General features: G+C 36.7%; 15 protein-coding genes. 5 read left to right on the forward strand and 10 right to left on the reverse strand.

The window, feature by feature from the left end; all coding sequences use genetic code 11:
* Positions 1 to 8: 8 nt before the first annotated feature.
* Positions 9 to 2,747 carry a fibronectin type III domain-containing protein gene (locus LF886_RS17085; protein WP_236850803.1) on the reverse strand — a complete coding sequence of 913 codons (2,739 nt, stop codon included), beginning with the start codon at positions 2,745 to 2,747 and terminating at the stop codon, positions 9 to 11.
* Between the two features lie 295 nt (positions 2,748 to 3,042).
* Here LF886_RS17085 and rplS point away from each other — a divergent pair, with 295 nt between their 5' ends.
* Positions 3,043 to 3,399: a 50S ribosomal protein L19 gene (gene rplS / locus LF886_RS17090; protein WP_068942389.1), complete on the forward strand. Its 357-nt coding sequence runs from the start codon at positions 3,043 to 3,045 to the stop codon at positions 3,397 to 3,399.
* 71 nt (positions 3,400 to 3,470) lie between these two features.
* Here rplS and LF886_RS17095 read toward each other — a convergent pair whose 3' ends face one another.
* Positions 3,471 to 3,914 (reverse strand): SRPBCC family protein, encoded by a 444-nt coding sequence (locus tag LF886_RS17095; RefSeq protein WP_236850804.1) that lies wholly within the window; start codon positions 3,912 to 3,914, stop codon positions 3,471 to 3,473.
* 330 nt (positions 3,915 to 4,244) lie between these two features.
* Positions 4,245 to 5,027, reverse strand: coding sequence for an AraC family transcriptional regulator (locus LF886_RS17100; protein ID WP_236850805.1), 783 nt, complete (start codon positions 5,025 to 5,027; stop codon positions 4,245 to 4,247).
* 76 nt (positions 5,028 to 5,103) lie between these two features.
* Between LF886_RS17100 and LF886_RS17105 the strand changes: the two genes are divergently transcribed.
* Positions 5,104 to 6,246, forward strand: coding sequence for an MFS transporter (locus LF886_RS17105; RefSeq protein ID WP_236850806.1), 1,143 nt, complete (start codon positions 5,104 to 5,106; stop codon positions 6,244 to 6,246).
* A gap of 121 nt (positions 6,247 to 6,367) precedes the next feature.
* On the opposite strand, the gene LF886_RS17110 is transcribed toward LF886_RS17105, so the two are convergent.
* From LF886_RS17110 to rpsA, 4 genes are all read right to left on the reverse strand, one after another.
* Positions 6,368 to 7,360: an alpha/beta fold hydrolase gene (locus LF886_RS17110; RefSeq protein WP_236850807.1), complete on the reverse strand. Its 993-nt coding sequence runs from the start codon at positions 7,358 to 7,360 to the stop codon at positions 6,368 to 6,370.
* Between the two features lie 83 nt (positions 7,361 to 7,443).
* Positions 7,444 to 8,430, reverse strand: coding sequence for an EamA family transporter (locus LF886_RS17115; protein WP_236850808.1), 987 nt, complete (start codon positions 8,428 to 8,430; stop codon positions 7,444 to 7,446).
* 124 nt (positions 8,431 to 8,554) lie between these two features.
* A complete protein-coding gene (locus tag LF886_RS17120) occupies positions 8,555 to 11,179 on the reverse strand; it encodes a T9SS-dependent M36 family metallopeptidase (RefSeq protein WP_236850809.1) in 2,625 nt (874 codons plus the stop codon).
* A 376-nt stretch (positions 11,180 to 11,555) separates the two neighbouring features.
* Entirely contained in the window at positions 11,556 to 13,343 is a 1,788-nt protein-coding gene (rpsA, locus tag LF886_RS17125; protein ID WP_236850810.1) for a 30S ribosomal protein S1, read from the reverse strand.
* 406 nt (positions 13,344 to 13,749) lie between these two features.
* Here rpsA and LF886_RS17130 point away from each other — a divergent pair, with 406 nt between their 5' ends.
* On the forward strand, positions 13,750 to 15,015 hold the full coding sequence (locus tag LF886_RS17130; protein ID WP_236850811.1) for a carcinine hydrolase/isopenicillin-N N-acyltransferase family protein: 1,266 nt from the start codon (positions 13,750 to 13,752) through the stop codon (positions 15,013 to 15,015).
* A 40-nt stretch (positions 15,016 to 15,055) separates the two neighbouring features.
* A complete protein-coding gene (locus LF886_RS17135) occupies positions 15,056 to 16,363 on the forward strand; it encodes a DEAD/DEAH box helicase (RefSeq protein ID WP_236850812.1) in 1,308 nt (435 codons plus the stop codon).
* Between the two features lie 150 nt (positions 16,364 to 16,513).
* Here the strand turns inward: LF886_RS17135 and LF886_RS17140 are convergent, their stop codons facing one another.
* Complete coding sequence (locus LF886_RS17140; protein ID WP_236850813.1) at positions 16,514 to 17,407, reverse strand: SMP-30/gluconolactonase/LRE family protein; 894 nt, start codon at positions 17,405 to 17,407, stop codon at positions 16,514 to 16,516.
* 257 nt (positions 17,408 to 17,664) lie between these two features.
* On the opposite strand from LF886_RS17140, the gene ccoG reads away from it, so the two are divergent.
* Positions 17,665 to 19,107 carry a cytochrome c oxidase accessory protein CcoG gene (gene ccoG, locus LF886_RS17145; RefSeq protein WP_236850814.1) on the forward strand — a complete coding sequence of 481 codons (1,443 nt, stop codon included), beginning with the start codon at positions 17,665 to 17,667 and terminating at the stop codon, positions 19,105 to 19,107.
* Between the two features lie 230 nt (positions 19,108 to 19,337).
* On the opposite strand, the gene LF886_RS17150 is transcribed toward ccoG, so the two are convergent.
* The gene (locus LF886_RS17150) at positions 19,338 to 20,219 is read right to left on the reverse strand and encodes an AraC family transcriptional regulator (RefSeq protein ID WP_236850815.1); all 882 of its coding nucleotides are present in this window, start codon (positions 20,217 to 20,219) and stop codon (positions 19,338 to 19,340) included.
* Positions 20,220 to 20,314: 95 nt separating this feature from the next.
* Entirely contained in the window at positions 20,315 to 22,996 is a 2,682-nt protein-coding gene (locus tag LF886_RS17155; RefSeq protein WP_236850816.1) for a reprolysin-like metallopeptidase, read from the reverse strand.
* Positions 22,997 to 23,081: the final 85 nt, after the last annotated feature.

Consider the following 23,081-nt stretch of genomic DNA (forward strand, 5'->3'; position numbering starts at 1 on the left):
TTTACTTTTTACTGAATGATCAGTTTTAAAGTAAATAATTTTCTTCCGTGTACTTTTACAAAATAAACACCTGCCGGAAGGTTTTCATTCACCAAAGAGAAACGTTGGTTATTGATATTTTTCGATACATAAAGCAACTCTCCTGAAGCTGAGACTAATTCGATTTTTTCAATCGGGTAATCACTTTTGATAAAGGTAGGCTGTCCCGGTTTCGTTGGGTTTGGATACAACACTACATTTTTCTCTGTGCTCCTTGTTTCTTCAGTTCCCAACGTTGGTGAAGCCACCTGGAACTGTACTCTATTGGAAACTTCTGTATAAGAGTCATTGGTAAACATTACCATATAATAGTTTCCTGGAGTTGCAGGTACCGCCGTTCCCTGTATTGTTTTTGTTCCCTGAGTTACTCCATCAAAATAGGTATAAGAAACAAAATTATCATCCGGTGTCTGAACATTCTGTGGGTAAATTCCCAGCCAGTCTTTGATGATTCCCGGAGAATCTGTCCATGAAGCAGTGATATTTTCTCCTAAGGTATATACCGGTTTGTTGATCCATAAATCGGTAACGATATCTCCTACTTTAAAGAATACCTTCTCTCCGATTCCGTTATATCCGTCTTCCAGTAAATACTGAGCATAATAATATCCTTTCGGAAGTCCTGTGAAATTAAGGGTTCCTGATGCTGTAGTCACATAACTCCATTTAATAGAAGCTGTAGTCCCGGCAGTTTGTCCCATTTTATAAATTCCGATCCAGTCTTTCTGTAAATTTGGTCCGTCTGTAAAATTGATGACAACCGTTCCTCCTACAGGATAAGTATCAGCGGTAGCCTGCAGCTGAACTTTTGGTCCTACATAGAAATTTTTCCTTGGCGTGATTTCTGTATACCCACCGTTAGCAAAAAATCCTGCAAAATATTGACCTTTATTAGCCAAACCATTAGTGAAAGTAGCTGTACCAGCAGTCTGCCCATTGGTATAGATAAATCCTTGTGAAGTCGTTGAAGCCGGAGTTTGTCCTTTCTTATAGATCCCTACCCAATCCTGCTGATTTCCGGGACCTCCAGTATAAGTAGCTGTGATCGCTTCATTCTGAGCATATTCTGCTTTGTTTAAAGTAAATGTAGGATTTGAAACCACACTTCCTGTAACTTCAAACTGCTTCACATCACTCCAGTCGCTCCACTCAAGATTTCTGTCTCTGTAACGCGTTTTCACGTAATAGATTCCGTTTGGAATAGAATTCGTAGCCAAAGTAGCTTTTGTAATATCTACCCCATCATTCAGGTTTTTGGTCTTATCCGGTGTTCCGTTTCCATCTTTTCCGAACCAGTTTTCAAAATCACGGTAGAATTCTTTTTCAATCACAGAAAAATTGGAAGTTTTACTGATCATAAATTGGGTTGTATTCAAAAGCTCTCCATTTGAAGATGAAAAGGCACTTCCATCCAATGTCAAAGGTAAAGTAATTGGACCTGAGAAATTGTTTGTAATAGAAGGTTTCGCTGGTTTAGGCTGGTTTTTATACCTGTGGAAAGAATCTACCAGTACATTATTTTTCTTGTTGTATACTCCTCCGATAGAATAACATTCAATATCCACTTTTCCTGTCGGAATATCTACTTCTACAATCTGATAGGTCCAGTCTGTCAATGTTTTCTGAACATCATCAAAATCCTTCTCATTAGACATTCCCCAATACTGATCCCAAGCTGTTCCACCAGAGATGATCTGATAGTTGGGTGAGTTTTTAAGCTGACCTCTGTGATACAGGTGATGGTGAGCTCCTACATGCATTAAATATTTGTCAGAAGTTACCAGAAGTGGTACTGCATTTTCTCTTACCCAGGTAGAAATATCTCCTACATACTGCTCAGCCTGATAAGGTCTGTGGCTTAAAGAAATAATCCAGTCTACAGTAGCATCACTGTTAGCTGCTGTTAAGACCTGCTGAAGCCACGTCTGTTGTGCAGATCCCGTATGTTCTGAACTTAAACTTACAAATAGTACATTACCGGCCTGCTGAGCATAATAATTTTCATTTCCTGAGCTTATTCCTTTATAACTAATTTCATCAATATAAAAGTGAGCATAGTAAGAATTCATACCCATCGTTCCATAGGTTTCATGATTTCCTACAGTGGTCTGGATAGGCAGATAAGGTGATAGTTTAATATTCTTTTTAAAGTGAACATTCTCATAATGATCCAATGTTCCCACATCTACCTGATCTCCCACCATAAAAGTAAGAGCAATATTATCAGACGGATCTGAAGTGGCGCCGAATTTTTCCTTTAATTTCTTGTAAGCATTCAAGGTAAGTGTGTCATATCTCGGTTCTGCTTTGATCTGGTTGTCTCCCATGATCAGGAAGCGGATCTTCCCATTGGCAGTTACGGATTGTCCCGGTAAAGGAAGTGTTCTGAAATTATAAACGGCAGACTCACTGGTTCCCGTTTTTATCTTATAATAATACTTCGTGTTCGGCTGCAGATTGGTAACCTTTGCCGTGTGATAATAGTAATTGTTGTTGTACCCCGTATCTGAGAAGATATTGGTGGTTCCCGTTACAGTCACACTTAGATTCGTTGGAGAATCTCCATAGATCACAGTTGTTTCATTATTGGAAGCGGTCTTCCAATTGACGATCATAGAATTCGGAGTCGGGTTTTGTAAATAAGGAAACAAAGCCTGCCCGAAAGCCATCTGGACCGCGAAACAAAAAAAGAAGAAATAATGTTTCATAATCGTTTTCGTTTTAAAATAACATATAGAATTTCGAATTGTAAATCAGTCATTTAAAAATCTTTACTCAGATTTTTTACTTCGGGCAAAAGTAGACTTCCCATGTAAACTCAGCCTGATGGTATTTTAAAGAAACCGTTAACTTTTTAACCAAACCGGAATGAAAAAATTATAGTTTTTAGTACATTAAATGTTTGGCATATTCAAAAACTATTTTGTACATTTGCAACCTGTTATTCAACCTCTGACGAAAAGCGTGTAAGTTGCTTAGCCTTAACATTTTATTTTATTAATAATGGATTTATTAAAGTACGTACAAGACAAGTACATTGCGAAAAAAGAATTCCCTGAATTCAAAGCAGGTGATACAATTACTGTGTATTACGAAATTAAAGAAGGACAAAAGACAAGAACTCAGTTCTTCAAAGGAACAGTTATCCAATTAAGAGGTACTGGTTCTACAAAAACTTTCACGATCAGAAAAATGAGTGGTGATGTAGGTGTAGAAAGAGTATTCCCTATTAACTTACCTGCACTTCAAAAAATTGAAGTTGATAGAAGAGGTAGAGTTAGAAGAGCTAGAATTTACTACTTCAGAGACCTTAGAGGTAAAAAAGCAAGAATCAAAGACGCTGCTTACAAGAAGAAATAATTCAGACAACAATACATACAAAAAGAGGCTGTTTACTTATAAACAGCTTCTTTTTTGTTAAAAACATTTCCTTAGTTTTTGTATGGAGTTCCGGTTCCGGTTTCCAAAAAGAGCTTCAGACTTCCGATAAACTGTTTCCAGCCACCAGAACAAATCGTATAACATTCCACAGTTGGATTCAACCCTACATGGGTAAGCTGCAGCAAACTGCTGTTTTCCTTTTGTTCTATTTCCCAGACTACATTTGTTCCAATCCATTCTGTCTGATTTTTTAATTCAGGAATAGCAATCAATGAATCTTCAACAGACCAGATCACTCTTAAATGGGGTATTGCTTCTTTTATTCGTATTGTCTTGTGAATATGGTCTCCAAATCTTACTGTAAATACATCTCCCGTCTTTTCTGATTCACCAATAAACAGTTCGGACCACCAAAGAAGAATCTGATGAACAAGTGCTTCATAAGTATTCTCTGCCGTAACCCGGAGTTCAATTGTAGTATTATAATTTTCCATATCTTTTATTTTTTATAAAACTATTCTATTGACTTATACAATTTTATGAAAATAATTATTCAATGGACTTTGCATAGGGCAAGAAATATTTATGAATTTTTAAACTATTAAGAGCTTTTTAGCAGGTAAGATGAGTTAAGAAAAATCTTATATTTTTAGAATAGAAGTCATCCTGACTTTCTTTTACTATATCATACACCATTAACCGTTAATCATTAACCCTGTCAAGGTTTAAAACCTTGACAGGGTTAACATCTTAAAGAAATCTTTAATCTTTCTTTTGGTTTAAAGACATTCTTTTCCAAACCTCTTTTTTTACCTACTTGACGGTTACTCGTTTTTCATCAGGTATTGCAAAGGTGTAGAACCTGTATGTTTCTTGAAAAATTCAATAAAAGCACTGTCTGAAGAAAAGTCTAAAATATGAGACACCTCTCCTATTGAATTGCCTTCTACCAAAAGCTCAATCGATCGCTGTAACCGCCATTGCTGTCTCCATTCCTGATAAGGCAATCCTGTTTCCTTTTTAAAAATCCTGCTAATTGTTTTTTCCACCGCTCCTGTGTGCCCTGCAAGATCTTTCAGCATGGGTGGTATGGAATAACGTTGTGTCCATTCTTCAGCTATTTTTTTAAGGCGTCTGTCTTGAGGCATTTTTAGCTCCAGCTTTTCTTCCGGTGCCTTGTTCATTTCGTCCCAAAAAACCTTTAAAAGATGAGTCTGATCAATTTTGAGATCCGACCATTCCCAAAAACAAATTCTTTCGATAATTTCTTTTAATAAAGGATTTACATTTAAAACATTAAGACCGGAACCTATATATTTTTCGGCATAACTTGTATCAAAATAGATAGATCTATAGGCGACAATATTTCGGAAATTTACACGGTGAATTTCATTGGCAGGAATCCAAAGCATTCTAAATGGAGGGAGAACCAACTGCCGGTCAGAAGTAGTGACCGTCATACAACCCGATGGCGCATATAATAACTGAGCCTTCGTTTTATGAAAATGAAAGCCAGAATCATGCATCACCATATCAGAGGCTATTCCGATTACTTTTCCCGGAATAGAATCTGCATCAAACTCATCATTTTGTCCTAATACAGCCATGTCCTATTTATGATGTTTTTTGTTTTTATATCATTATAAATATACATTGATTTTTTGGAAACTTTGCAGAAAAAAAATGAAGAAGACAAATCCTATCTGGCTGCTGACTCTGCTCGTAATGCTTCCGCAGTTTGTAGAAACCATTTACAGCCCTGTCTTGCCAATGGTGCAGGAACAATTCGGAGTGAAGGAAGAATCGGCCACGTTGACAATCAGTTTATATTTTATAGCATTTGCTGTAGGCGTAGCATTTTGGGGAGTACAATGTGACAGGATTGGAAGAAAGAAATCATTGGAATACGGACTTATCACTTACGGAATCGGGACTATGGCAGCCATTTTTGCGCCTAATTTTATGATTCTTCTTAGTGCCAGAATTATTTCTGCATTCGGAATTTCGGTGGGTTCTATTGTAACGCAGACGATTCTAAGGGATACGTATGATAAAGACAATATCAGCAAAGTATTTTCATGGATCGGAATTGGTTTATCGATCAGCCCGGTGGTCGGAATGATTACCGGTTCGGTATTGGCTGCTTCTATAGGACATCAGGGAGTATTTATAACATTATGTCTGCTGGCAATCTTATTTTTTGTTCTCTCCAGGAATAAAGTTTCCGAGACTAACTATTCAAAGAAAATAATCAACATAGGTACTTTGACAAGCCTCTTAAAACGGATGCTTCGTGACTCTTCGATCATAAGATGCTGTCTGCTGATTATGAGTTTTAATGTACTGTTGTTTTCGTACTATTCGCTTGCTCCGTTTATTTTTAAAGAAAACCAGTACTCCTCCTTCGTTTTCGGATACAGCAGTATTATTCTGGCGGGTGGCACATTTGCAGGAGCACAACTTAACAGGTTTTTCTTATTAAAGAATGTACCATCGGAATATTTGGTTAAAACTGGGGTATTATTAGCCTTTTTTGCTTCTATTTTGGTATGGATGCTGACAAGCTCAGGAATCTATTTTTTGATTCCTTATTTCTTCATTGTTATGGCATTCAGCATTGCGATCCCGAATATTCTGAGTACAGTGCTCGTTAATTATAAAAACGAAACCGGTAGCACTGGGGCTTTATTGGGGTTAATTTACTATGTTATGATAGGTTTAGGGCTGATAAGCATTGGTTTTATACAAAACCTGGGGATTTCGTGTGTCTTGTTTTCGGGAATTGGCGTTTGTACTCTATTACTGTTTGACTATAAGAAGAATTAATTTTGAAACATTAAGTTTAGTGAAGATGATAAGAATAGTTAAGTTTCATCAAAGATGAAAAATTAAGAAGAATCACTTATGAAAACTTAATGTTTCAAATATTTATAGTTTTACCTTTATCCTATTGTATAAAATTATACAGGGCTTCAAAGAATTTCGGATATACTTCTATATGAGGCAGATGTCCTACATTATCAATCTCAACAAGCTTTGAACCTGCAATTTCATGCTGGGTTTTCTTTCCCAATTCCTGGTACTGTCCCATTTTCGGCTGTAGCTCTTTAGGTGCCCTATCCTTTCCTATCGCGGTTCTGTCTCTTGTTCCAATGATCAGCAGTGTAGGAACTTTGATGTTTTTAAATTCATAACATACCGGTTGGTTGTAGATCATATCCGTCGTAAGAGCTGCATCCCAGGCTACCTGAGGATAATCTTTATGGAGTGTCCATCCTGCTATCAGGTCAAGCCAGGGCTGATATTCCTGTTTCCATTTGTTGTCATAATAGAATTTCAGCTGATAATTTTTATAGGTTTCCGCTGTATTTTTAAGTTCGGACTGATACGCCTGATCGATGGTCTGATAAGAAGCAAAAGTTTTATAATCTTCAAGTCCGATCGGGTTTTCAAGAATCAGTTTTTGTACTTTCTCCGGATACAGCAATGTAAATCTTGTGGCTACCATTCCTCCCATCGAATGTCCCAGGACTATAACTTTATCAATTTTCAGTTCATCCAGAACGGCTTTTGTATTTTCTGCCAGCTGTGAAAAAGAAAACTGGTAAGCATGGGGCTTGGAAGATTTTCCGAATCCGATCTGATCAGGAATCACCACTCTGAATCCTTTTGCAGACAAGTCTTTTGCAGTTCTCTCCCAATAGGCTCCATTAAAATTTTTCCCATGAAGAAGCATTATTGTTTTTCCATTGGATTTTTGTGGCTGTACATCCATATAGGCCATTTTCAAATCTTCACCCTGAGATTGTAAAGTAAGAAAATGAACTTCGTAAGGATATTGATAATCAGACAGCATTGCATCCAGAGGTTTTACCTGTGAGAATATAAAACCGGACACCGTCAATGTAAAAGCGGCCATTATATTTCTGAAACGTTTCATGAAACTTTTATTTTAAGGATTAAAATTAAAAAAACCGCTCCAAAAGGAACGGTTTTAAACTGTTATTTTTATTTAAATATTTTTTAAGACAATTCTGCCATCGAAACTTCTTTTTCTTTTTTTGAAGGCAAATTCATCAAAACAATAGCAAAAAGAATCAGTACAATTCCTGCCCATTGGATGAAAAATACCTTCTCTCCCAATAAAACAAAAGCCATCGTTACGGAAACCGGAAGCTCCAGCGATGAAACGATACTTCCCAATCCTAATCCAGCATTCGGGAACCCAATATTAAATAAAACTGGAGGAATGATGGTTCCAAAAAGAGCCAGTATAAATCCGTAGGTCAGGAATATTGAATAGTTAAATGGATGAATATGTTCTGTATTTTCTGTAAAATTTAAGTATAATGATTTTAAACCATCAAAATACATTGGTCCTATCTGGGCAAAGAATAAAAATGCAAAAACTATTACAGATCCACCCGCCAGCATAATGATACTCTTCCTGAAAACCGGAAGATGGGTAGCCAGTGTATTGGAAGTGAACATCGTTAAGGTATACGAAGCCGCCGCCATCAGCCCCCAAAAGACTCCATGCCAGTCCAGTTCTATCTCCATATTGATAAGATTAGTTGCCAGAACAGTTCCTAATAGTACAATAACCACGGAAACCACTTTTCTTGCATTGGGTAGTTTTTTTGCAATAATACTTTCTACCACCACACTGAACCATACGGACTGCATCAACAGGACAATGGCAATTGAAACATTGATATATTGTACAGCGATATAATAAAATAAGCTGGTTCCTCCCAAAGAAGTTCCTGCAAGCAGCAACATTCTTACTTCTTTAGAACTTGGTTTCGATAATTTCTGTTTTGAGGTTAGGCTCTGAATAAAATTAAGGATCAAAAGTCCTATCAAACCTAATACGAATTGTGAGGTAGTCACTTCAGAAGTTGTGAAGCCATCATGATAAGCCATTTTCACAAAAGTGGCTAACATACCGTATATACTAGCTCCAATCCCTACAAATAAAACACCTTTTAGTATATTTTTCTTCTTCATAATTTTTTTAACAGCCTGCAAAGGTACAATATATAAATTAAATCGGTCGGAAGCGTTGCGGTGATAGATAAATATAATCGCCACAAGCAAGCTTGTGGCGATTATAAAATTGATTATAAGTAAATTATTTTTTAACCATTACTTTTGAAGCCGTTTCGAAACCAAGTCCTTTTATTTTAACCATATAAGTTCCGTTTACCAGATTGCTTGTAGAAATTGCTTTCTTAGCATCCGGTGAAATTTTATTTTCAGAAGAAACCAGCTTACCAGACATATCATAAAGCTCTACACTTACTTTTCCAAGGGTATTGCTTGGGAATTTGATATAAAACTCGTCTTTAGCCGGGTTTGGATAGATAGAGATATTCTTGTTTCTATCAGAATTCACTTCATTGGTAGCCAGTAGACATTCTTCCGGTACATTAAAGTCCTGAACCTGATCATTAATGTTATTCTTAACTCCTGCTGATGCATTCAACCCTAAACCTCTTCTTGCAAAAACACCCCAGATCATACATTTATCCTGTCCCTGAGTAGTCGCTAGCTCAGCAGCTAATATTGCATTTCTTCCATCAATAAAACTAGGGTTACATCCTTGAAGTTTCAGAGCATCTGTTACCAGTTGTAATACTTTTCTGCTTCCGTTAGGAGTCGTAGATAATACATCTGAAGAATATCCGTATTTTTCAACATATTTCCAGTGAAGATCCCATAACATGGTTGCCCAAACAAAACCAATGGAGTGTACATCCGGAACCACTGCTGTTCCGTTATTGTATTCCATTCCGTTGGTATTTCCGTATGTATATCCATTTATAGTAAGATCTGTTGTGTATTTTTTAGGTCTGATACCACCTCCTGTAATCGCCTGACCTAAGGCATAAGTACCTGTACCTCTCGCTACAGTAGCGTTATCCCCAGCTTTATTCGTAAGCATTAAAGCGAAGAAATCAGACCATCCCTCACCCATTTGCTCTTTACTTACATTGGCATTCAAACATGCACCGGATCCTGAACCTGTCATTCTGTTTGATATTCCGTGGCCATATTCATGGATTACAATTCCGTTATCAAAACTTCCGTCTGGTGTCATGTTTCCTTTTAGAGTAACATTTACGTTGGTACTTGCAGCAAGCTGAGTTTTTATATATTCTCCTTCAGAATTAATAATAAGTACTGAAGGAATAGTAATTGTAGCGTCCGAACCCGCCATATTCCCTAAAGTAGCTCCATTAGCTGCATTGTTATAAACTATAGCTGCTTTAGCTCCCGCATCCTGAAGATTTTTTACCTTAACAGCAAAACCACATGTTCCTCTTTCAACCAAACCTATTTTTTCAGTCAACGAACCTGCCGGTAAAGCAGTACATCCATCTAAAACTGGAGATAACGCTACATCTCCGGTTATCCCATTCATTGGCACCGGCATACCAAACTGAGCCGTTCCTGCTCCTGGTGTACGGGAAACAGCAGCTGTTGGTGCATTGTAGAAAAATATTCTCCCTATAGATGACCAAAGGTACATCTGCATTCTAGGGTTATTACCATCTGATGGCGAAGAAAAGTTTGCATTATTTAGCCCGCTTCCATCCTGCGCTTCTGCATATACAGAGTCATCATTTACACCACCGTTTCCAAAGTTATTCTGTTGGAAGTTTTTTGCAGATTCTGTAAATCCAAACTGATAGAAAACATCATGAATTCTGTTGTTCAGATAAAATAAATTGGTGATGGCTGCATTCCTGTTGTTTACAGGAGCTTCATTGATATTAAAAGGAAAATTAAAATTTCTTGTTGCTCCTCCTTCCGCCGGAGTTCCTGTAAGATAGTCAGGAGCTGTTAAAGCTGTTCCTGCCACATCTTCATAAGCGAAAACATTGTTTCCTCGGGTAACGGTATAATGATTAGTCCCATCAGAATGCCATCCTTCAGGGGAAGCATTCAGAAGCCAAGGATTGGTAAGAATGGATCTTGAACCAAAAGTAGGCGCTTCGATTGACAGAGGAAATACATTATAGGTTGCATTATCCGGTACAAGCAAAGGAATATTGTTTTGAACTATATTGTTTTGTGGTCCAACTAATGTATTCTCAAAATGGTCAGCATGATTATAATTAGCGTCTGAACCATAGGCATCATGATGGAAATTACAAGATAGTGTCAGATTATTTTTTAACAGAATATTTCCGTTATTGGCATCTACTAAAATATTCCAGTAATTTGGAGATTTTGGCTCCATCAAAGTATATTCATAGGCCAAACGCAGATTTCCGTTCTCATCATTGGTATATACCAGTCTTTGATTGGCAGATGTAGCCTTTTTCTGAGTTTTTTCAAGATATTCAAGGATAGTAAAATTCGCAATATCAGAATTCTTCAGATCTTCGGCTATCTTTTGAAGAGCAAAAGTCTTGTTGATTGCAGCTGTACCAGTTGTAGATGCTGTATAATCTTTTACAAAATTATCTGTATAGTAAACAATTTTATTATCCTTAATCAATGCTGTTCCTACAGAGCTGTATATGGGTAGACCATTATAAGTCTGTAAAAATTTAACAACATTACCATTCAATGATTTTGACGGATCTACATTATCAATGATAATATTATTAAGATCAGATTTTTTATATTCCCTTATTTTGTTTTGAGAAATATAATCTTTAATCAGTTTTTCATTATCCTGTCCAAACAATATTGTTGGAAACGCAGAAAATACCACAAATAAAATAGGTAGAGCTTTATTTTTCATATCCATTATTAAAGCCGCTAATCTACAAATAATTCACAAATCTTCATTATTTTTTTTAATCAAAATTTAATAATAAATAAATACAAATAGAAAACGCGACTTAAAATCATTTTACATATTTCTCAATACAGAGAATCTCATAATGGGTTTATGTTTATCACATTATATTTAAAGCACTTTTAGCTATTTTTAATTTAAATATTTCACCAAACTAAGCATTTATTATTAAATATTTTTAATGAATATAAACATCATTTTTTCCGCTTTTAATATCTTAAAAATATCTTATTATCATTTATTTATAAAATTGTAGCTCATATAGGCACAAAAAAAGCCGCTCAAACGAGCGGCTCCTTATTTATGAATGGTTCAAAGATTATTTACCTTCTTCCATTTTTCTTTTCAACTCTGCTAATGCATCGATGTCTCCAAGTGTAGATCTTTCTTCGTTGTTAGAAGAACTTACGTTTCTAGAAGAAGCTTCTTTTACGTTTTTCTTTTCTTCGTCTCTGAAAGTACCTGTGTGAGATACTACCACTCTCTTGAATTCTTTGTTGAATTCGATTACTTTGAATTGAGCATCTTCACCTTTTTTGATTTTAGATCCATCTTCTTTCTCTAATAATCTTGAAGGGCAGAATGCTTCTACTTCAGCATCTTCGAATTGAACAGAAGCTCCTTTATCGTGAACTTCTACCGCTTTACCAGCGTGGATAGTTCCTTCAGCATATTTAGTTTCGAATTTATCCCATGGGTTTTCAGTCAATTGCTTGTGACCTAGAGATAATCTTCTAGCTTGGATATCTAATTCAAGAACTATAACATTCAATTTATCACCTACTGCACAGAACTCAGATGGGTGCTTGATTTTCTTAGTCCAAGAAAGATCAGAGATGTAGATTAATCCGTCGATACCTTCTTCTAACTCTACGAATACACCAAAGTTAGTGAAGTTTCTTACAGTTCCTACATGCTGAGATCCTACAGGATACTTAGTTTCGATGTTTTCCCATGGATCTTTAGACAATTGCTTGATACCAAGAGAAATTTTTCTTTCTTCTCTATCTAAAGTTAATACTTCAGCTTCTACTTCATCACCTACTTTCACAAAGTCACCAGCAGATCTTAAGTGAGTAGACCAAGACATTTCAGAAACGTGGATTAATCCTTCTACACCTGGAGCGATCTCAACGAATGCACCATAGTCAGCAAGAACTACTACTTTTCCTTTTACTTTGTCTCCAACTTTCATGTCAGCAGAAAGAGCATCCCAAGGATGAGCTTCTAATTGCTTCATACCTAATTGGATTCTTGTTTTCTCATCATCAAAATCAAGGATTACAACTTTTACAGTTTGTCCGTCCTCTAGGATTTCAGATGGGTGGTTCACTCTAGACCAAGAAAGGTCTGTAATGTGGATCAATCCATCAACACCTCCTAAGTCAATGAATACACCGTAAGAAGTAATATTCTTAACAGTACCTTCAAGAACCTGACCTTTTTCAAGTTGAGCGATGATTTCTTTTTTCTGACCTTCGATATCTGCTTCGATCAATGCTTTGTGAGATACAACTACGTTTTTGAACTCAGGGTTGATTTTCACAACTTTGAACTCCATAGTTTTTCCTACGAACTGATCGTAATCTTTAATTGGCTTAACGTCAATTTGAGAACCAGGTAAGAATGCTTCGATTCCGTGAACGTCAACGATCATACCACCTTTAGTTCTAGATTTAACAAAACCGTTAACGATTTCTCCAGTTTCGTGAAGTTCGTTTACTTTATCCCAAGCTTTAAGCGTTCTAGCTTTTCTGTGAGATAATTGTAACTGACCAGTTTTGTCTTCTCTTTTGTCAACCATTACTTCTACCTCATCACCTACTTTTAGGCCTTGGTTGTAACGGAATTCGTTAAGAGAAATAACACCTTCTGATTTAAAGTTGATGTCTACGATAGCTTCTTTGTCAGTTAATCTTACTACTCTACCAACTAAAACGTCATTGTCGTTTAGGCTGTTAAGAGATCCGTTATAGATTTCTTCTAAGTCGCTTTTTTCTTTTCTCGCATCTGCATCAAGACCTGATTCGAATGAATCCCAATCAAATTGTTCTGGTGCTACGTTTTGGTTTAAAATAACCTCTGCTGAATTTGTCTCTTTTGACATTTTCTAATAAAATTTGTATTCCTTCTTTTTTAACGGTTTGAATAAATGCGGATTAAAAAATACGGAAGTAATTAATTGTAAGTAAATTACCCATCAAACCTTTTCGCCACAAAAGTGGGTGCAAAGATATGAATTTTATTTAAAACAAACAATAGGTTTTCTTTCACAAATACATCCATTAAATAACTGATTGTCAATATATTTTTATTAAAAGAGACAGGAACCAGGAATCAAGAGCTAAGATACTGGACAACCGTCATCAGGTTTTGGCCTTTAATTTTTTGGGGGAGCTATCCCCTACTTATTTAGATTATCCATCTTTTAACGGAATATAAATTCATCAACATATGATTTAACAAAAACATATTTCATTAATCAAAAGAGCAATATCTATGAAAACTTTATTATGCAAAAATATTTCCTTTTAATTTTAATCAGCTTGTCAGGGTGTATATCTACTATGAAAGCTTGTACCATATTCTCATGCTCCAGAGGAGGTGAAGTATTTGCAGCAGCCAATGAGGATGACACGACACCTTTCACCAGAATCTGGTATAATCCTAGTACTAAAGACCGCTATGCCTCCGTCTGTTTCGGAGCTCCGGATATGCAGATAGCAGCAGCAATGAATGAGTATGGGTTATTCTTTGATTATACAGCAGCCAACTATGACCTTAGCAAATTGAATCTTACCAATCCCTATCCGGGAGACATCATGTGGGAGGTATTAGGAAAATGTAAAACCGTAAAAGAAGCCATGGTTATATTAAAAAAGTATGATTATGTCTCATCTTCTAAAGTTTTAATAGCAGATAAAGAAGGTAATTCTATTATGGTAAATCCGAAAGGGATTGTTGAAAAAACAGGCGAATTTCAAGTGAATGCTAACTGCAATATGATCAACGGAAAACTATCCTGCTTAAGACCGGAAATGGCAACTGAAATGCTTTCTGCTTCAAAAGAAAATAATGTAGAGTTTTTAAAGAAAATTCTGGATAAAACGCATCAGGAAGGAGAACTAAACACATTATATTCTGCCATCTATGATCTGAAAAAAGGAATTATTTACGTTTATCTTTTTCACGATTACAATACAGTTTATACCATTGATCTGAAATCTGAACTCAAGAAAGGATACAGAGTAGAAAATCTTGCCGATCATTTTCCCGTTTCATTTGCTTATGAGAATTTCTCAAAGAACCATTCTTTATATCTTAAAGAATCTATTTTCCAGGAAATGAAAGATAAAGGTATAGATACAACCATTGATCACTATATCGCAGAAAGTGAGAAACTATCGCCAAAAAATGAAAAATTGAATGCTGCTTTGTTGGAAGCAGCTCTACAGCTCATCAAATATTCATGGAATGAACATGATAATGGCAGTGAATGGGGCTATTGGTTCAGTAAACCTCAGGGATATGATATAAAGAAGTATAAAGACAACAGATTGGCCGCTGCTGAAAAACTGCTGAGCTATTTATCTGCTCACGAAAATAAAGATCTTAAGCTGCGGAATTTCATGTACGAAATATCAGGCTATATAAATCTTGTGCAGGGAAATACTAAAACAGGGAAAGAATTTTATGCCAAATCAATCAGCAATCCCGAGGAAGCATATCCAGTGACTTTGACAAGAGGAAATGAAATAATGAAGCGACTAAACAAATAGATTATTTCATTTAACCATTCCTTTATTCTAAATTTGCACCATGGAATTAGAATCAATTTATCAAAAACTGCAGATTCAAGACATGAATCAGATGCAGAAATCTACTTATAAAGCGTCTGAAAACAATACAGACATTGTTTTACTCTCTCCTACAGGATCTGGAAAGACTCTTGCTTTTTTATTCCCCGTTCTTCGGGATCTGAAAAAAAATGTTCAGGGAGTTCAGGCTTTGATATTGGTTCCAGCCAGAGAGCTTGCTTTACAGATTGAGCAGGTTTTCAAAGCTATGGGAACAGATTTTAAAGTTTCTGTTTGCTATGGCGGGCATGATAAAAAAATAGAGGTTAATAATTTAATAGAAGCCCCTGCTGTATTGATCGGAACTCCGGGAAGAGTGGCCTATCATCTAAGGAATGATAATTTTGATCCGAAAACGATAAAAACATTGGTTCTTGATGAATTTGATAAGGCCCTGGAACTAGGCTTTCATGATGATATGGAATTTATCATCAATTCATTGAAAGGTACTTCCCAAAGGCTTCTAACCTCAGCAACTGAGATGGACGAAATTCCTGCTTTCACAGGTTTAAAAGATGAAAAAGTAATTAGTTTCCTTAAAGAAAACGAAGTAAAACCGGATATTCAATTAAGAAAAGTAATGACTATTTCTGAGGAGAAACTGGATACTCTTTTCAATCTGATTTGTAAAATCGGAAATAAGAGAACCCTGATCTTCTGTAATCACCGTGAAGCTGTAGACCGTATCTCTGAGCTTCTTCATCAGATGGGAATCGACAGGGAAACCTTCCATGGCGGTATGGAACAGGATGAAAGAGAACGTGCTCTGCTTAAATTCAGAAATGACTCTGCAAGAATCCTTATTACAACAGATCTTGCAGCCCGTGGACTTGATATTCCTGAGATAGAATCTATTGTTCATTATCAACTACCTCCCAAAGAAGATGCTTTTATCCACAGAAACGGACGTACTGCAAGAATGAACGCCAAAGGTTTTGTATATCTGATCATGACAGAGGATGAAAATTTCCCATTCATTAAAAATAATACGCCTGAAGAAAGTGTTGCCGGTTTCACTAAAGTTCCGCAAAAAACACCTTTCCAGACGGTTTATATCAGTGCAGGAAAAAAAGACAAAGTCAATAAGGTGGATATTGTAGGCTACTTACTCAAAAAAGGACAGCTGCAAAAAGAAGATGTCGGGATTATCGAAGTAAAAGATACCACATCCTATGTTGCTGTTTCAAGGAATAAAGTAAATACTCTTTTAAAAACACTTCAGAACGAAAAACTAAAAGGGAAAAAAGTAAAAATGGAGGTTGCTTATTAAGCTTTAAAGCCACAACAATTTCAAAGACATAGCATTGAAGCATTCGAAAATCCTACTCCTTTTGTGGGGTGGTTTCAATACCATAACAAAAAATAGCTCTGAAGTTTTTATCAACTTCAGAGCTATTTTTGTATAAAGAAATTCGTTATATTATTTTATCCCTCTTACTCTGGTAGGGAAAGTATACACAGATTTTGAAGCGGTAATGAAGAGTATATCATTGTTTTTTCCTCCAAACGTTACATTGGAAGTCCATTTTTCAGGAATAGAAATATGGTAGATCTTCTTGCCTAAGCGGTTAAAAACATGTACTCCATCTCCTGTTAAATAAAGATTTCCATGCTTATCCAGTTCCATTCCGTCTGAACCCATTTCACAGAAAAGTTTTTTCTCAGACAGTTTTCCGTCACTTAATATATCATACACATACGTTTTTCCGGCATCAATATCTGAAAGGTATAACTTCTTTAGTCTTTCACTTCCTACAATTCCATTAGGCTGTGTAAAGGTATCCAGCTTGGTCACTTTTCCTTCTTTATTTCTGTAGTAAAGACTTTTATGGGAAAGCTCCTGTTTAAAACCAATCCAATAATCTCTTTCATATAAAGGATCTGTAAAATACATTCCTCCGGCAGCATCATTCCAGACATCATTCGGCCCGTTCAGTCTTTTTCCTTCAAAACCTTTGAGCAGAACTTCTACTTTTTTATCTTTTGAGATCTTCCAGATTTCTCCCTGATCATCCGAACAGGTAATTAAATATCCATCTTTGTCAAAGTGTGTTCCGTTTGCTCTCCCCGTCCTATCTAAAAATTCTATGATTTGATTGGTTTTCCAACTCCAATAATAAATTTTATCATTGGGTTGATCGGTAAAATAGACATTCCCCTCTTGATCTGCTGATGGCCCTTCTGTGAAACTGAACTTGTCAGAAACCATTTCCGGCTTTACTCCTTCATAAAACATTTTACTATAATTTACTGATTGACAGTTTACCAATGCGAAAACCAAACCAATCATGCTTATTTTAAATATATTCTTCATGCTTCACTTTTAAAACCGCAATTTACAATATGACTAACAGGTTTCAAAATATTTTCTCATTTTGACACAATAAAAATCACCAATACAAAATGTCTCAATTGTCCTATTTTGGAAGTAGATCATATTAGTAGTAAAAGGATATAATCCGGAGCTTTGCAGTAACAAGATCGATCACTTTTTTTCATGAAAAAATCATTCTGAAAATACAGATAGATCTGGATGAAAATAGCACAAAAATACTTTTATAGCATACAACAATGAGCATAGAGTCCAACAACATCAAGTCCTTGGAAATTGAAAATGAAGATTTCAGAAATTCAGTGGGAACCATGGATGAAACCGGAAAGAGAAAGTGGATTTTCCCAAGAAAGCCTAAAGGAAAGTATACCAATTACAGGAATTATACCAGTTACTTTCTCCTTGCTTTATTTTTCGGATTGCCATTTGTAACCATCAACAATAATCCTTTTCTTCTCATTAATGTCATCGACGGGAAATTCTTTATCGTTGGGCAGTCATTTTACCTGCAGGACTTTTTCATCCTTGCCTTAGGAGCAGTAACGTCTGTCATTTTCGTAATGCTGTTTACTGTGGTTTTCGGAAGGATATTCTGTGGCTGGCTGTGCCCTCAAACCCTTTTTATGGAAATGATTTTCCGTAAAATAGAATACTGGATCGAAGGAGACCGAAATAAGCAGATGAAGCTCGACAGACAGGTATGGGATGCAGAGAAAATCCGAAAAAGGCTGACGAAATGGTCCGTTTTCCTTTTAATTTCACTTATCATTTCTCACTTTATGTTCATGTATATCGTGGGATATAAAGAGGTTTTCCGTATTATGAGTGAAGGCCCTGAAGGAAACTCGTTGAAGTTTACCGCTATGATATTTTTTACAATGACCTTCTATTTTGTTTTTGCATGGCTTCGTGAGCAGGTTTGTACTTTGGTATGCCCTTATGGAAGGCTTCAGGGAGTATTGATTGACAAACAGACTATCAATGTATATTATGATTTTAAAAGAGGGGAAGGCCGTGCAAAATGGAGAAATAATGAAGATAGAAAAGCAGCCGGAAAAGGAGATTGTATCGACTGTAATCAATGTGTGGTAGTATGTCCTACAGGAATTGACATCAGACACGGACAGCAACTGGAGTGCGTGAACTGTACAGCATGTATCGACGCATGTGATGAGGTAATGGAAAAAGTTGGCTTACCTAAAGGGCTGGTTCGTTATGCTACAGAATCAGAAATTGAAAACGGTGAAACGTTCAAATTTACTCCAAGAATGAAAGCTACCACTATTATTCTGGCATTGCTGATTGGTTTCCTTGGATTCTTAATGTATGATCGTGGTTCTATGGAAGCCAAATTCATCAAACCTGCAGGTTCTACATTTTTCGTTAAAAATGGTAAAATCACCAATACCTTTATCTATACCCTTCTGAATAAATCGAATGAAAAGAAAACCCTGAACATCAAAGTAATCACTCCGACAAATGCTGAAATCACTTATTTCGGTTCTGAAAAAATCATCTTGAAAGGCGACCAGATCCTGAAAGGAAACATTAATATTTCTTTCCCTGAAGAAGACATTAAGCTCTCCAAACAAAATATGGTTATCGGTGTTTTCGATGAGAAAGGAAAACTGATAGATTCGTTTGAGACTACTTTTGAAGGACCGTTTAAGCTGGCTCTTTAGGTGCAGATGACAGGTAATAGGTTGCGGGTTATAGATATAAGGTAGCAGGGATTAGGGATTAGGGATTAGGGATTAGGGATTAGGAAAAGTAGTTGATATTTCCATCATTCCCCTCCTCTGGAGGGGTGGCGAAAATTCAAAGAATTTTTGACGGGGTGGTTTACAATAATCTCGCCCCCATTCTATTATCCTGATAAACTATAAACTTTGAATTTTAAACTTTAAACTCATTAAGCTTTATATTTCCTCATAAACTGAGTGGGAGTCATTCCGGAGCTTTTCCGGAAGACTCTTACAAAGTAAGAATATTCTTCATATCCCAGCCTGAAAGCAATTTCAACCAGGCTTTCATCCAGGTACATCAACATTCTTTTGGCTTCCAATACAACTCTTTCTGTAATAACATCGGTAGCTGTTTTTTGGACAACAGTCTGTACGATTCTGTTCAGATGCTTAGATGAAATCCCCAATAAAGAAGAATAATAGGCAATGGATTTGTGGGAGGTAAAATCTTGCTCAATCAGGTTTTCAAAATCCTGATAATGTTTAAAATAAGAAAGTCCTGCAGCAGAAGCCAACGTATCAAAATCTCTTGAAAACAATCTTGTAGCATTGATGAAAATCTGTGACATGAGTGACAGGATAAGACCTTCTTTCATCAAATTTTTAGCCTGGTGCTCTTTCCCAAGTTCCTGAAATAATTTAATATTTTTCTTTAACTCCAAAGTATCCAGCTGAAGTTTTCTGGGGAAAGATACCGATCCAAAAAAGGGAAAATTCTTGAGCTTCTGATTTACATAATGCATTTCATAAAATTCTTGAGAACAAAAGAAAATATAACCTTCTATATCTTCCGAAAGCTCCCAGCTATGAATCTGCCCGGGTGACAGAAAAAAGAGACTTCCTTCGGAAACTTCATATTTCTGAAAATCGATCTCATGCACGCCTACTCCTTTGGTAAACAGAACGGTTGCATAGAAATCATGTCTGTGAGGCTTTTCTATGTGACGATGTCCCACCACCAAATGATTCTTCATCGTGTTAAAATAAAAATCTGAAGTATTTTTACCTGCCTGGAAAAGATTGATATGAAGAACTGAGATTGGATTCATCACTTATATTTATATACATCGTAAAGATCCACAAATTTAGACAAAAAAAGGACCGGTAGAGACCGATCCTTATTATCTGTTATAACTAAGCTGTTTTATTTTATGATGAGCTTGCTGTTGTAGACTCCTTTTGAAGAATTGATGCTGATCACATATACTCCTTTAGGTACATTTACATTAAACTCTTTTGTATTATTTCCCTCGCTCTTATACGCTGAAGAATAGATTAATCTTCCACTCGAATCAAACATATTGACTTTAACATCTCCTTTTATATTTTGAGATTTAATAAAGAAATTACCATCACTTGGATTAGGATAAATTTTAATATCATCTGCCAATGGAGAATTTGACTCTTTAATTCCTAATGACTGTGTCTGACGGGTACATACCTGAAGCGTCCATCCATTGATCGTTCCTGTATCCCCTGTATAGTTATCGGAAGCGAATAGTTTCCACTGTCCCTGTGCAGGATGTCCTACAAAAATACCCAATGATTCGTTAGATTTTACTTCCCCTTGAATTGGAGTAGCACAAGCAACAGCACTTCCAGTATCACTGAATGTTGCCGTTATATTATCCTGAGAACCGCATTGTCTGTGCCATATCAAGGCAGAAGTTCCCAGAGGCCCTTCTATTCCCAATGAAACATCACTTACATAGGTATGGGTAACGGAAGGAGTCACTTTAATTTTTGTAATAATTCCGGTATTATTAACGGTCATAGGTGCCGAAACCATAGGCGATGCAATAGCAGCATTTCCTCCAGGACCATCCGTAATAGGAACTGCCGGACCTCCATAAGTATAGGTAGTACAGTTTTCTCCTTCTATTGCATAATCAATCACAAAGCTAGGGCTTACCGCATAATAGATATTCCCTACAGCTTCTACCAAAATATAGGCATTCGTAGCAGTAGATCCTGCCGGAATTGTAACCTGCTCACTTCCATCGTTAGCAGTATTCGCAGCAATAGTAGTAAAAGTCTGCCCACCATCTGTAGACAGTTTAATATTTACATTAGCCGTGCTTACAGGAGCTTGAGTCGTATTGGCTACATCCCAGGTTACATTCACTGCTGATCCTGAAGTGGCAGACTGTCCAAATGCAGGAGCAGTCACTTTAAATGGCCCGGAAGCATTATTTACCGTGATCATCATTGCATCTTTGCTGGTTTGAGGCGCAGCAATACTATTATTTCTCACTGTCAGTGCGAAATTAAGATTTCTTCCTACCCCTGAAACAGTTTCCCATTTTGTAGTAAGAACACCTGCCAATACTTTATTGAAGTCCGGGAAATATCTTACCGGAGTGTTTACAGGGCTTATAGATCTGAAGGTAGGCCCCGTTGGCTTGTTCAGATAAGGAATAGAATTGTTCCCTGTCTGGGCTGAACCTGAATCCATTTGTTCCCATGTATAGCTATAAGGCGCTGTGTTGGCATCTGTGGAAGTTCCTTTAAGTACAAATGCAGTAGATTTTGGAATCACATAATCTGCTCCGGCATCGATGGATGGAGCAGGATTTGCAAAAGGAGTATTTGTACCACAGGCCACACTGTTTATATTGTTTTTAATCTCCTGTACACTAAATCCATGAAAATAATCATTGGAATTAAACTGCACGTCATAGTTACTTGTAATTCCGGTATAGGCCATAATCGTAGAACCACTACCCGGCTCCACCAATGATGCCAGGTTACCAGATGCAGTACTGTAACTGAATGTATGGTTAGCTCCTAACTGATGTCCCATTTCGTGAGCCACATAGTCGATGTCAAAATTATCTCCTTCCGGATAATTGCTTGCTGTCCATCCCATTGCTTTTGTGGCATCATCACAGATATCCCCTGGCGCATATCCGTTTCCGTCTTCACGGTCAAAAATATGTCCCATATCATAATTGGCAGCCCCGATAAGATTGGTAATAGCTGTCTGTCCTGCCTGGTTTTGTTCTCCAGATGCAGTATAAGGATAACCAGGTGCAGCCGAATTAACATAAATTACGGCATCATTATTCGCTACCAGATTAAAATGAAGGGAAAGGTCTTTTTCAAATACACCGTTCAGACGTGTCAATGTTGTATTCATTGCTGCTAAAACAACAGCTTTCTTTTGTGCATCTGTTGCTCCAGAAGGCGTTCCTGCTGCAGTAAGATGATACTGCGCATATTCATTTGTACAGGTAATGGCAAGTCTGAAAACATTAAAACCCGCCATTTTTTTATTGGCAGCATTGTTTTTTTTTCCGGAGTTTTTTGTTTCTGGTTTATTGGGTGTAGCACACTCAAAAGGCTCTTTTTCCTGCCCTCTTCTCGAGTTGGAATCAAAAACGGCATATACAGCTCTGTCTTCCGTGTATGGTTCGATAAACTCTGAGATTCCCGATCTGGTTATCATGGAAGAAAAACCAACTGGAGAAAGACTGAACCTTACATATACAGAAGGATCTTCCAACCCTGTCCCCACATAAGATTTGATATCCGGAAACTTCGCCTGTAATTCAGGAGCCATGTTTGAATATTCCCAAACCTGAAATTTTTCCAGCTTTCCATTGGCTGCGGGAAGGGAAATGACCACTCCTTTTTCGCTTGAAAAACGGACTGGTGCATTTTTCAATGTCTGTTTGAGTTGATCTGCATTTAGCGCATACAACCCGGAAAATTCTAATTTTTCCTGTGATTTTTTAACTTTCTGAGACCTGACCTCAGTTCTTGTCCACTGTGAAAATCCTAGAAAAGGAATCATCAGTGAGAAAATAAAGAAATAATGTTTCATATCATTCTAATTTGGGTTTGTTCGTCTAAGATATTAAAAAATCAGATTTATTCTATTTTTTTATCACGTATTCATGAATAAAATA

The organism is Chryseobacterium sp. MEBOG07 (assembly GCF_021869745.1).
Classification (GTDB): domain Bacteria; phylum Bacteroidota; class Bacteroidia; order Flavobacteriales; family Weeksellaceae; genus Chryseobacterium; species Chryseobacterium viscerum.

Excerpts from the sequence above, each read along its gene's own strand:
- LF886_RS17085 (WP_236850803.1), bottom strand. The coding sequence starts at position 2,747 with ATGAAACATTATTTCTTCTTTTTTTGTTTCGCGGTCCAGATGGCTTTC.
- rplS (WP_068942389.1), top strand. The coding sequence starts at position 3,043 with ATGGATTTATTAAAGTACGTACAAGACAAGTACATTGCGAAAAAAGAA.
- LF886_RS17095 (WP_236850804.1), bottom strand. The coding sequence starts at position 3,914 with ATGGAAAATTATAATACTACAATTGAACTCCGGGTTACGGCAGAGAAT.
- LF886_RS17100 (WP_236850805.1), bottom strand. The coding sequence starts at position 5,027 with ATGGCTGTATTAGGACAAAATGATGAGTTTGATGCAGATTCTATTCCG.
- LF886_RS17105 (WP_236850806.1), top strand. The coding sequence starts at position 5,104 with ATGAAGAAGACAAATCCTATCTGGCTGCTGACTCTGCTCGTAATGCTT.
- LF886_RS17110 (WP_236850807.1), bottom strand. The coding sequence starts at position 7,360 with ATGAAACGTTTCAGAAATATAATGGCCGCTTTTACATTGACGGTGTCC.
- LF886_RS17115 (WP_236850808.1), bottom strand. The coding sequence starts at position 8,430 with ATGAAGAAGAAAAATATACTAAAAGGTGTTTTATTTGTAGGGATTGGA.
- LF886_RS17120 (WP_236850809.1), bottom strand. The coding sequence starts at position 11,179 with ATGAAAAATAAAGCTCTACCTATTTTATTTGTGGTATTTTCTGCGTTT.
- rpsA (WP_236850810.1), bottom strand. The coding sequence starts at position 13,343 with ATGTCAAAAGAGACAAATTCAGCAGAGGTTATTTTAAACCAAAACGTA.
- LF886_RS17130 (WP_236850811.1), top strand. The coding sequence starts at position 13,750 with ATGCAAAAATATTTCCTTTTAATTTTAATCAGCTTGTCAGGGTGTATA.
- LF886_RS17135 (WP_236850812.1), top strand. The coding sequence starts at position 15,056 with ATGGAATTAGAATCAATTTATCAAAAACTGCAGATTCAAGACATGAAT.
- LF886_RS17140 (WP_236850813.1), bottom strand. The coding sequence starts at position 17,407 with ATGAAGAATATATTTAAAATAAGCATGATTGGTTTGGTTTTCGCATTG.
- ccoG (WP_236850814.1), top strand. The coding sequence starts at position 17,665 with ATGAGCATAGAGTCCAACAACATCAAGTCCTTGGAAATTGAAAATGAA.
- LF886_RS17150 (WP_236850815.1), bottom strand. The coding sequence starts at position 20,219 with ATGAATCCAATCTCAGTTCTTCATATCAATCTTTTCCAGGCAGGTAAA.
- LF886_RS17155 (WP_236850816.1), bottom strand. The coding sequence starts at position 22,996 with ATGAAACATTATTTCTTTATTTTCTCACTGATGATTCCTTTTCTAGGA.